This is a genomic window from Pseudomonas sp. L-22-4S-12 (assembly GCF_009799935.1).
GTDB lineage: Bacteria > Pseudomonadota > Gammaproteobacteria > Pseudomonadales > Pseudomonadaceae > Aquipseudomonas.
This window is the reverse complement of sequence record NZ_WELL01000002.1, coordinates 303,507-315,662: the sequence shown is the minus strand read 5'-3', so window position 1 is coordinate 315,662 and position 12,156 is coordinate 303,507. Positions and strand designations below refer to the sequence as shown.

At 63.9% G+C, this 12,156-nt stretch carries 7 protein-coding genes; 5 read left to right on the top strand and 2 right to left on the bottom strand.

The annotated features are described in order from the left end of the window. Positions 1-59 precede the first annotated feature (59 nt). Genes F3I16_RS08050 through F3I16_RS08040 form a run of 3 tightly spaced genes read left to right on the top strand, consistent with a single transcriptional unit; the run spans position 60 to position 2,401 of the window. Entirely contained in the window at positions 60-860 is an 801-nt protein-coding gene (locus F3I16_RS08050) for an aspartyl/asparaginyl beta-hydroxylase domain-containing protein (protein ID WP_160493198.1), read from the top strand. Continuing rightward, positions 860-1,858 carry a sulfotransferase family protein gene (locus F3I16_RS08045; RefSeq protein WP_160493197.1) on the top strand — a complete coding sequence of 333 codons (999 nt, stop codon included), beginning with the start codon at positions 860-862 and terminating at the stop codon, positions 1,856-1,858. Before F3I16_RS08050 ends, F3I16_RS08045 begins: the two co-directional genes overlap by 1 nt. Positions 1,859-1,900: 42 nt before the next feature. Next, complete coding sequence (locus F3I16_RS08040) at positions 1,901-2,401, top strand: GNAT family N-acetyltransferase (protein WP_160493196.1); 501 nt, start codon at positions 1,901-1,903, stop codon at positions 2,399-2,401. Positions 2,402-2,422: 21 nt separating this feature from the next. On the opposite strand, the gene F3I16_RS08035 is transcribed toward F3I16_RS08040, so the two are convergent. Then, the gene (locus F3I16_RS08035) at positions 2,423-2,734 is read right to left on the bottom strand and encodes a hypothetical protein (RefSeq protein ID WP_160493195.1); all 312 of its coding nucleotides are present in this window, start codon (positions 2,732-2,734) and stop codon (positions 2,423-2,425) included. A gap of 53 nt (positions 2,735-2,787) precedes the next feature. Further along, positions 2,788-3,384, bottom strand: coding sequence for a phage tail protein (locus tag F3I16_RS08030; RefSeq protein WP_160493194.1), 597 nt, complete (start codon positions 3,382-3,384; stop codon positions 2,788-2,790). 269 nt (positions 3,385-3,653) lie between these two features. Here F3I16_RS08030 and F3I16_RS08025 point away from each other — a divergent pair, with 269 nt between their 5' ends. Together F3I16_RS08025 and F3I16_RS08020 are read left to right on the top strand one after the other, a co-directional pair. After that, complete coding sequence (locus tag F3I16_RS08025; protein WP_160493193.1) at positions 3,654-4,517, top strand: sulfotransferase; 864 nt, start codon at positions 3,654-3,656, stop codon at positions 4,515-4,517. A 117-nt stretch (positions 4,518-4,634) separates the two neighbouring features. Then, positions 4,635-12,155, top strand: coding sequence for an Ig-like domain-containing protein (locus tag F3I16_RS08020; protein WP_372239609.1), 7,521 nt, complete (start codon positions 4,635-4,637; stop codon positions 12,153-12,155). The last annotated feature ends 1 nt before the right edge of the window (position 12,156 follow it).

Below are 12,156 nucleotides of genomic sequence, written 5' to 3'. Positions count from 1 at the left end.
CCGGACTGGAGAGTTGAGCGGCCGCACGCCAGTGGCGCGGCTATCGCAAGGAGCGTTGCATGCAACCCAGTGCTTTGCCTGTTTGTTCGCGCCTGCCCTGGCGCATCGACCTGCCACCCCTGCTCGAAGCCCTGCAGCGCCTGGACCCGCGCGCCTGGCAAGGGCATTTCAACACCGCCTATTACGCCGGCGACTGGAGCGGCATCGACCTGATCGCCGCCGAGGACGCCCGGTTGCCTCTCGCCCCCGGCCAGGGCGCCCCGCGCAGCAGCGGCTGGTGGCACGCAGAGCCGGCCTGGAGCGGGCTGTTCGCCACCTTCCACACCCCCATCCTCAGCGCCCGCCTGCTGCGTCTGGGGCCCGGTTCGCGGATTCACGAACACCGCGACTACGACCTCGGCCAGCCGGGCAATCCGCTGCGCCTGCACGTGCCCCTGCTCAGCCCGGCCGAGGTGGAGTTTCTCCTCGATGGCCGACGGGTGCCCATGCGTCCCGGCGAATGCTGGTTCCTCGACCTGTCGCGGCCGCACCGGGTAGAAAACCCGGGCACCCGCGAGCGCATCCACCTGGTGCTCGACTGCACCAGCAACGCCTGGCTGCAGCAGGCCATAGCCGCAGGCTTGCCCGACACCCCGGCGCTGGAGCTTAGCGAGGCGACACGTGCCTTCCTGCAATTTCGCCAGCAGGTCGCCCAAGACCGCGACCTCGAACGGCAGCTGCGCAGCCTGCAGGACGTCCCCGCCTTCATCGCCGCCACGCTGCGCCTGGGCGCCGAGCGCGGCCTGCATTTCGCCGAAGCCGAGGTGCGCGCGGCCATGCGCCAGGGCAAAAGCGCCTGGAGCGCACAATGGAAAGTCTGATGACTGCCACCGGGCAGGCCTTCGACGGCTGGCTGCCGATCGGCATCGCGGCACAGGACCAGGTCGTCGACTGGTGCTGGTTCGGCGAGCAACGCCTGCACGAACCCTTCTATCGCGATGATGTGGAGCGGGCCTTGCGCCTGCCCTTCAACCAGGCTTTTCGCCGCGCAACGCCGCTGCAGGCCTTGCTCGACTGGCAGCGCAGCAGCCCGGGCCTGGCCCCGCGCGCGTTCATCTACCATGCCTCGCGCTGTGGCTCGACGTTGCTGGCGCAGATGCTGGCGAGCCTGCCGAGCCAGGTGCTGCTCTCCGAGCCGGCACCGCTCGACAGCCTGCTGAGGGCCAGCGCCGACTCGCTGCCGGAGGCCACCAGACGCACGGCGCTGGCCGCTCTACTCTCGGCATTCGGCCAGCGCCGCAGCGGCCTGGAGCGCAGCCTGGTGGTCAAGCTGGACGCCTGGAACATCTTCGAGCTGCCTCTGCTGCAGCGTTGCTTCCCGGCGACGCCCTGGCTGTTCCTCTATCGCGACCCACTGGAAATCGCCGTGTCGCACCTGCACCAGCCCGGCATGCACATGGTTCCCGGCCTACTCGGCCACTCGCCCCTGGACAGCCCGGAGGATGCCGGCCTGTCCAGGGAAGGCGTGATCGCCCGCCGCCTGGGCCGCCTGCTGGCAAAAGGACTGCAGCACTGCCAGGCACTGGGTGGCCTGGCCGTCAACTACACCGAGCTGCCCGCCGCTCTCGGCAACCGCCTGCAGCCGGTCTTCGGCCTCAGCGACAGCGAACTGCGCAGCGCCCTGTCGATGACCGGCCGGCATGCCAAGCAGCCGCACCTGCCCTTCAGCGCAGACAGCCAGGCGAAACGCCTGAGCGCCAGCGCGGCGCTGCGCGATGAGCTGGCCCGCTGGGCCGACCAGCCCTATCGACAGCTCGAGCAGCTGCGCCAGATCCAGATACGGCAAGCCGGTGCAGCGCTGCAACGGCAGCCCGGCTAAGCGACAGCACCGAGGTTTTCCCACCGCCGAGGATCCAGACAGATGCTCAACCCGTCTTCATCGCTAAACGACCTGACCGTGCGCCCCGCGCGCCCGCTGGACGCCGCCTTTCTCGAAGGCCTGTACCGCACCGCCCGCCCCGATCTGCAACTGATCGACGGCGACGACGAGGTAATCGAGCAGATCGTCGCGCAGCAGTTCCAGGTCAATCAGCGCGGTATGGCCGAACAGTTCCCGGAAGCCCTGCACTACGTGATCGAGAAGCTGGGCACGGCGATCGGCGCCCTGGTCACCGATTTCGGTCATAACGAGATTCGCGTGGTGTACCTGGCCTTCATTCCGGCGGCCCGTGGCAGGGGCCATGGCCGCACGGTGCTGCAGGGCGTCCAGCAGGCGGCGCAACGGATCAGCTGCCCGGTGACGGCAGTGGTCTGGGCCAGCAACCCGGCGGCGCGCCAGCACTACCTGGCGCTGGGCTTTCGGGTGGCCGAACAAGGCCCGGCCGCCGAACGCCTGGTCTGGTACCCGGGACAGCCGGCCTGAGCCGGGCGCCCGGGGCCGACCTCAGTTGAACACCACATCCAGGTAGGCCAGCTCGGGGTTGCGCCCCAGGGCCGGCACGCGCGACACGAACACCCCTTCCAGGCGCCGGCGATCGGCCAGCTCGATCGCGCAAATGCCATGCACGAAGTCGCTCGGCGCCAGGCTGGTCAGCGCGACGCTGAACGGCATGCGCTGGCTTTCCGGGATACGGCCACGCGGGTTTTCCGAGACGCTCTCCACGCGAACTTCCAGCACCTGGCCATCAGGCAGGTGCAACTGCGTGGTGTGCTTGAGCAGCGCCTGGAAATGCTGACTTTCTATGCTTCTCAACATCACAACGACTCCGGTCATGCCGGGCCAGGCGCAATGCCGCCTGGCCCGACAACTCAGTTGCGGGAGGGGAAAATACCTTCCATGGCGATACTGAAGTTGATCGCCAGGCTGGGATTCAACAGGCTGAGCGGCAGGTTGCCGCCGATCGGCGCGGCCGAGACGCTGCCGGTGAGTGACGAAGTGACCCCCTGCAGGGCCACCGGCTCAGCCCCTTGCGCATTCGAGTAGATGGCAGCACTGCCAGGGCCGGTCCCCGAAGCCCCGAGAAAGGCATTGCTGGTCGACGGTGCGGTGCTCGGGCTGCTGGCGACGGTCGCCAGTTGCACGCTGGTGGCCACCGCCAGCGTCGAGGTGATGGTCGGCGCATGCGCCGGCAGATTACCTACCGTCAGCGAAGTATTTTCCGTGCCGCTGACCTGGCCGATCACATAAGCGCTCAGCCCCGGCCCGTTGCCCATACCCACTGGCAAGCGGCCACGCAGATCGGGCAAGCCAAAGGTGTTCTGACCGTCACCACCGAAGGTGGTCCCCAACAATGCGAACATTGCCGAATTCTGGGAAATTGACACCAGTTGTCCCGCACAAAATGCCCAGCCGCGCGGCGCAAAATTGAAACCGAAGGCCTGGATGGTACCGATGAAGACTTCCATGATTACTCTTCCTTAGTCGTCTGATGGACTGGCCGGGCGCTCTACCCGCCCGCATCAAACTCTAGTGCCTATTTCGGAAAATGCTTTTCCTCCATGGCAATTCGCCTATCACGCAGCCTAACTATGACCAGATGTTCCTATACGTAAACGTATTACTGAAATAGGATTCGCCAAGTACTGGTTAGTTGATGTAAAAGACAAGTTTCGGCTGGGACGCCTCGTCAAGCGTCGGTCTCATCTGCCGAGTGACCCGTGAAAGGACTCAGTGGTTGAACAGCACTCAGAAACTGCATTTCATCTCCGGCCTGCCCCGTTCTGGCTCTACTCTGCTGGCCGCGCTACTGGGGCAGAATCCGCGCTTTCACGCGGGCATGACCAGCCCGGTGGGCAGCCTGTTCTCCGGCATGCTCAACCAGTTCAGCGCCGGCAGCGAGTTCGCTCCCGTAGTCGACACCGCGCAGCGCCGCCGCCTGCTTAGCGGCCTGTTCGACAGCTATTACGCCGATCAGGGCGACAAGCAGGTGATCTTCGACACCAACCGTAGCTGGTGCGCCCGCCTGCCGGATCTGCTCGATCTGTACCCCCAGGCCAAGGTCATCGCCTGCGTGCGCAACGTCGCCTGGGTCATGGACAGCATCGAGCGTCTGTACCGCGCCACCCCGTTCGAGAACACCAAGCTGTTCAATGACGAAGTCGAACGCAACACCGTCTACAGCCGTGTCGAGACCCTGGCCCAGCGCAACAGGCTGGTGGGCTACGCCTGGGCCGCCCTCAAGGATGCCTTCTACGGCGCACAGTCCAAGTCGCTGCTGCTGGTCGAATACGACCTGCTGACCCAGGCTCCGGAACAGGTCATGCGCCTGATCTACGACTTCATCGGCGAGCCCTGGTATCCCCACGATTTCCAGCGGGTGCACTACGACGCCCCGGAGTTCGACGAGGCCCTGGGCATCCGCGGCCTGCATCGGGTGCGCCCGGTCGTCGAGCTGCAAAACCGCACGTCCATACTGCCGCCCGACCTGTTCGCCCAGTATGCCGACCTAAGCTTCTGGCGAGACGGCAGCGCCAGCGCTGCCCATGTCATTCGGATCAAGAACGAACAGCAGGCAGCAGCAACGCCCGCCCACGCCTAAGGCCTGTGGCGGCTCGCGCAAAGAGACAAGGAAAGGAGAACAGTCATGTGGTGGACAAAACGCGCTGTCAGGCAAGCAGGCAATAAATCGCCCCGAGCGGCCACGCCGCCCCTGCTGATGGCTCTCGAGCCCCGCATCCTGTTCGACGGCGCGGTAGCCGCCACTGCTGACTCGGCTGCAGCTTCTGCCGATGCGCAAGCAACAGCACAGCCTGCGGCGCAGACCGATAATGGAGCAGACACAGCCGACGCATCTAAACCTGTGGTATCAGAAACCACTCCACCAGCAGCGGATGCCCCACCGACCGACAGTGGCGGGATCAAGGTACTGATTGTCGACAGCCGCATCCCTGACTACCAACAAATTATCGCCGCTGCCGAACCAGGTGTTCACGTGATCTTGCTGGATACGGATCGCGATGGGGTCAAACAGATAGCCGAAGAACTGGCCGGCATGAGCAATGTCGAGTCAATCAGCATCGTTTCCCATGGCGATGACGGCGTGCTGTTGCTAGGCAACGGCCCCCTGTTCAACGGTAATCTGGATGCCTACACCAGCGAACTGCAGACGATCGGCAATGCCCTGCGTGCCGATGGCGATATTTTTCTCTATGGCTGTGATGTCGGTGCTGGCAGCGAAGGCTCGGACTTCCTCGCCGCCTTGGCTGTAGCCACTGGGGCCGATATTGCCGCCTCGACAAATGACACAGGCCCTGCCGCACGCGGTGCGGATTGGAATCTGGAAATTACGGCGGGCGCCATCAACTACCATGACGTCCTCAACGAAACGCAGCTCTCCTCCTACGATCATGTGCTGGTAACGAGCAGCGTCAACACTGTTGCACAGCTCAAAGCCGCGATTGCCACCGGGAATACCGACGGAGTAGCAGATGTCATTACGCTGACAGGCAATATCACCTTTTCGTCGGCTGCTGACTCGATTTTCATAAACGTTAACGATGGGAAGACCATGTCCATCGTCGGGGGTGGTTTTACGCTGAGCGGTAACAACTATGCTCGCGTACTGGATGTCTACACCTCCGGTGGCGGCTCTGCGGTTGCCATCAGCAACCTCACCATCAGCAACGGTTTCCTGACAGGTGCTGGCGGCAATACACCAGGCAATGGCCCTGGACTGGCGGGCGGCGACGCCTTGGGGGCCAATATCCGCAACAGCGGAGTCTTGACCATTACAGGCAGCACCATCACCGGCGGTAAAGCGGCGGGCGGCGGAGGCGGCGGCGGCGGCGCAGGTGGCGGCGGGGGGGCTGGCGGCGGCGGCGGCGGGTTTGGTACGACGATTGGAGGTACAGGCGGCACGAACCCTACCCATACACCAGGCTCCGCCTCGGCCGGGACGGGCGGGACTGGCGCTGGCTACGGCACCATGGGTGGGACAGGCGGCAGTACCAGCGGAGGTACAGGTGGCAGCTATTCCTCCTATACAAGCGGCGGCAATGGCGGTACTGCCAACAATGGTTCGATCAGCATTGGTGGCGGTGGCGGTGGCGCTGGCTATACCTATGCCGGAGGGCGCGGAGGTAATGCGGCAGGTGGCATCTACAACACCGGGATGCTCACCATCACCACCAGTAGTATTACCAATAATATCGGTGCCGGCGGCGGCGGCGGCGGCGGCGCTGCAACAGGGAGTCCGTATGTTGGCAATGGTGGCAATGCAGGCTCTGGCGTGGGGGCCATCTGGAATGCCGGCGGTACAGTACGCATAGACTCAGCCACCAACACTTCACTGATTACCGGCAATGCGGCAGGTGCTGGCAACTTCGGCATCGCAACCCAAGGCAGCAGCGTTAACGGAACAGTGGGTACTGCAACTTCACAGATATGGACTACCGCTGGCGGCACAACCGATACCAACTACGCGCCCCCACCTACCGCCACCATAGTAGTGACTGACACGGCCCTGAAAATCGGCGAAACCTCGCTGGTGACCATCACCTTCAACGAGGCGGTAAGCGGCTTCACCAATGCCGACCTGACCATTGCCAACGGCACGCTGACCGCAGTGAGCAGCAGCGACGGCGGCATCACCTGGACCGCCACCTTCACCCCGACTTCGAGCATCACCGATACCAGCAACGTGATCACCCTGGATAACACCGGGGTGATCAATGGCCTTGGCACCGCCGGGGTCGGCACCACCAACTCCAACAACTATGCGATCGATACCGCGCGGCCGAGCGCGACCATAGTGGTGGCGGATAATGCCTTGACGGTCGGTGAAACCACGACGGTGACCATCACCTTCACCGAGGCGGTGAGCGGTTTCAGCAACGCCGACCTGACCATCGCCAACGGCACGCTGAGCGCGGTGAGCAGCGGCGACGGCGGCATCACCTGGACCGCCACCTTCACCCCGAGTGCCAGCATCACCAACAGCAGCAACCTGATCACCCTGGACAACACCGGCGTTGCCGACCAGGCCGGCAACGCCGGCAGCGGCACCACCGATTCCAACAACTACGCCATCGATACGGCACGCCCGACCGCGACTATCGTGGTCGCCGATAGCACCCTCACGGCGGGCGAAACTTCCCTGGTGACCATCACCTTCAGCGAAGCGGTGAGCGGTTTCACCAACGCCGACCTGACCATCGCCAACGGCACGCTGAGCGCGGTGAGTAGCGGCGATGGCGGCATCACCTGGACTGCTACCCTCACCCCGACCGATGGCATCAGCGACGCCAGCAACCTGATCACCCTGAACAACACCGGGATCAGCGACTTCTCCGGCAATACCGGCAGCGGCACCACGGACTCGGGCAACTATGTAATCAACACCACGCACCCGACCGCGACCATAGTGGTCGCCGACAATGCCTTGACGGTCGGTGAAACCACTACGGTGACCATCACCTTCTCCGAGGCGGTCAGCGGCTTCACCAACGCCGACCTGACGGTGGCCAACGGCAGCCTCAGCGCGGTGAGCAGCGGCGACGGCGGCATCACCTGGACCGCCACCTTCACCCCGACCACCAACACCACTGACACCAGCAACCTGATCACCCTGGACAACACCGGCGTACAGAACGCCGTGGGTAACCTGGGCGTGGGTACCACTAACTCGAACAACTACGCCATCGATACACTTCGTCCGACCGCGACCATCGTGGTGGCAGACGCTGCACTGAGGATCGGTGAAACCTCGCTGGTGACCATCACCTTCAACGAGGCGGTCAGCGGCTTCACCAACGCCGACCTGACCATCTCCAACGGTACGCTGAGTGCGGTCAGCAGCGCTGACGGCGGCATCACCTGGACCGCCACCTTCACCCCGAGTGCCAGCATTACCGACAGCAGTAACCTGATCACCCTGAACAATACCGGCATCGCCGACCTGTCCGGAAACACCGGCAGCGGCACCACCGACTCGAACAACTACGCCATCGACACCCTGCGCCCGACCGCCACCATCGTGGTGGCCGATAACGCGCTGAACATCGGCGAGACATCGCTGGTGACTATCACTTTCAGCGAGGCCGTCGCGGGCTTCACCCTGGCCGACCTGACCGTGGCCAACGGCTCCTTGAGCGGGCTGAGCAGCAGCGACGGCGGCATCACCTGGACCGCGACGCTCACTCCGAGCGCCAGTTTCAGCGATGCCACCAATCTGATTATCCTGGCCAATACCGGTGTGGCGGACGCGGCGGGCAACGCCGGCAGCGGTACCACCAGTTCCAACAACTACGCGGTCGACACGCAGCGGCCAACCGCTAGCATTGTTGTCGCCGACACCTCCCTGAGCGTTGGCGAAACATCCCTGGTGACCATCACCTTCAACGAAGCAGTGACGGGTTTTACCGCCGCCGACCTGACGGTCGCCAACGGCACGGTCACCGGCCTGAGCAGCGGCGACGGCGGCATTACCTGGACCGGCACGCTCACGCCAAGTGCCAGTGTCAGCGACACCAGCAACCTCATCACCCTGGATAACACCGGCGTGGCAGACGCGGCGGGCAACGCTGGCAGCGGCACCACCGATTCCAATAACTACGCCATCGACACCGCACGCCCGACCGCCACCATCGTGGTCGCCGATTCGACCGTCGGCGTCGGCGAAACATCGGTGGTGACGATTACCTTCAGCGAAGCGGTGACCGGTTTCACCCTGGCAGACCTGAGTGTCACCAACGGCAGCCTGAGCGGCCTGAGCACCAGCGACAACATCACCTACACCGCGACCTTCACCCCGAGTGCCGGCATCAGCGACACCACCAACCTGGTCACTCTCAACAACAGCGGCGTCGTGGACGGCGCGGGCAATACCGGCAGCGGTACCACCGATTCCAACAACTACGCCGTCGACACCCAGCGTCCGACCGCTACCATCGTGATCGCCGATACGGCGCTGAGCGTCGGTGAAACCTCGCTGGTGACCATTACCTTTTCCGAGGCCGTTAGCGGCTTTGACAATTCCGACCTGAGCATCGCCAACGGCACGCTGAGTGCGGTCAGCAGTAGCGATGGCGGCATCACCTGGACCGCTACGTTCACGCCCAGCCTCGGTGTCACCGACGCGTCCAACCTCATCGTCCTGAACAACACCGGGGTCAACGATGGTGCGGGCAACACCGGCACCGGCACGACCAACTCCAACAACTACGCCGTCGATACCAACGTGCCGACGGCGACCGTCGTGATTGCCGATACCACATTGAGCATCGGCGAGACGTCGCTGGTCACCGTGACGTTCAACTCGGCGGTCAGCGGATTCGACAACTCGGACCTGACCGTCAGCAACGGTACGCTCAGTTCCATGAGCAGCACCGACGGCGGCGTCACCTGGACGGCCACGTTCACGCCAAGCGTCAGTATTTCCGATACCAGCAATGTGATCACCCTGGACAATACCGGGGTTATCAATATCTCGGGCAACGCCGGTGTCGGCACCACCGACTCCAACAACTACGCGGTCGACACGGTGCGCCCAACGGCGACCATCGTCGTGGCCGACACCGCCATGGCCGCCGGCGAGACCTCGCTGGTGACCATCACCTTCAACGAAGCCGTGACAGCTTTCACCAGTGCCGACCTGATGGTCGCCAACGGCGTGATCTCCGGGCTGAGCAGCAGCGACGGCGGCATCACCTGGACCGCGACCTTCACGCCGACCGATGGCATCACTGACACCAGCAATGTCGTCACGCTCACCAACGGAGGCATCGCCGACCTGGCGGGCAACATCGGCAGCGGCACTACCGATTCCAACACCTACGCCATCGATACGGCACGGCCGACCGCCACCATCGTGGTCGCCGACAGCACTCTCGTGGCCGGTGAAACCTCGCTGGTGACCATCACCTTTTCCGAAGCCACGAGTGGCTTCAGCAACGCCGACCTGACCCTCGCCAACGGCACTTTGAGCGCGGTGACCAGCAGCGATGGCGGCATCACCTGGAGCGCCACCTTCACCCCGACCGACGGGATTTCCGATACCAGCAACGTCATCACCCTGAACAACACCGGGGTCACGGACGCAGCCGGCAACACCGGCACCGGCACCACCGACTCGAACAACTACACCATCGACACCGTCCTGCCGACCGCGACCATCGTGGTTGCCGACACGGCGCTGAACATAGGTGAAACTTCGCTGGTGACCATCACCTTCTCCGAGGCGGTCAGCGGTTTCAGCAACGCCGACCTGACCATCGCCAACGGCACCTTGAGCGCCGTCAGCAGCAGCGATGGCGGTGTCACCTGGATGGCCACTTTTACCCCGACGGCGAGTATCACCGACGCCAGCAACCTCATCACGTTGGACAAAAGCGGCGTGAACAACGCCTCCGGCAACGCCGGCAGCGGCACCACCGACTCCAACAATTACGCCATCGACACAACCCGTCCGGCCGCGACCATCGTCGTCGCCGACAGCGTTCTCGGGGTCGGCCAGACCACGCTGGTGACCATCACCTTCTCCGAGGCAGTGAGCGGCTTCAGCAACGCCGACCTGACGATCAACAACGGCACCTTGAGCGCAGTCAGCAGCAGCGACGGAGGCATGACCTGGACGGCCACCTTTACCCCGACCAGCAACGTCACCGACGCCAGCAACCTGATCAGCCTCGCCAATGGTGGAGTAACCGACGGAGCTGGCAACACCGGCATCGGCACCACCGACTCGAACAACTACGCCATCGATACGGCACGGCCAGCCGCGACCATAGTGGTCGCCGACAGTAGCCTGACAGCCGGTGAAACCTCGCTGGTGACCATCACTTTCTCCGAAGCGGTCAGCGGCTTCAGCAACTCCGATCTGACGGTGGCCAATGGCAGCCTCAGCTCAGTCAGCAGCAGTGATGGCGGCATCACCTGGACCGCCACCCTGACGCCAAGCGCTGACGTCACCGACAGCAGCAACCTGATCACCCTGGATAACACCGGAGTGAGCGATGGCGCAGGCAATGCCGGGAATGGCAGTACCGACTCCAACAACTACGCGATCAGCACCGTACGCCCGACCGCCAGCATAGTGGTCGCCGACAGCAGCCTGACGGCGGGTGAAACCTCCCTGGTGACCATCACCTTCAGCGAGGCGGTCAGCGGCTTCAGCAACGCCGATCTGACGCTGGCCAACGGCAGCCTCAGCGCGGTGAGCAGCAGCGATGGCGGCATCACCTGGACCGCTACCCTGACGCCAAGCGCCGATGTGAGCGACAACAGCAATCTGATCACACTGGATAACACCGGAGTCACGAATGCTTCGGGCAATACCGGCACGGGCAGCACCATCTCCAACAACTTCGCCATCGATACGGCCCGCCCCACGGCAAGCATCGTGGTGGCCGACAGCACGCTGACTATCGGCGAGTCGACCAGCGTCACCATTACCTTCAGTGAAGCGGTTTCCGGCTTCGACCTGTCCGATCTGAGCGTGGCCAATGGCAGCCTGTCCAACCTTAGCAGCAGCGACGACGGCATCACCTGGACAGCAACCCTGACGCCGACAGCCGAGATCACCGACGCGACCAACCTGATCACCCTCGACAACAGCGGCCTGGCCGATCTGGCCGGCAATACCGGCACCGGCAGCACCGTCTCCAACAACTACGCCATCGACACGGCGCCAGTGCTGGTCATCGACAATGGCGACCCGGAGTTCCGGGCCTATCCACCCGTGGTGATCGTTGATGCACCAACCACGCCACTGCAGCCGCTCGTTCCACCCGCACCCTTGCCAAACATCTCGCCCCTGCTGCCGCCTCCACTGTTCGAGGTGCAGACCCTGGGCAGTGGCATTCCCACGTTGGGCAATATCTTCATCAACAACGGCGCCCTGGCTCCGAGCTTCATCGCCCAGGTCTTTGCCAGCTCCAGCGACGCCGGCGGCGATGGTTCGGGAAGCGGCTTCCTCGGCTTTGGCGGCGGCGATGCCGGGGTATTCGGCTCCAGCAGCCTGTCCAACATCTTCGGCGAGGATGCCATGCAGGAGTCCGAACAGCTGGAGGTCTTCGACGGCAAGAAATGGGGTTCCGGTGGTGCTACCGGGGCTGGCCGGACACTGGGGGCCCCGACACTGGGCCAGCAGCTGCATGAGCTGCATGAAAACCAACAACGTCCACTACGTGAACTGGCCCTGGCACTGGGGCAGTTCGACAGCATCGGGCCGCAAGTCTGAA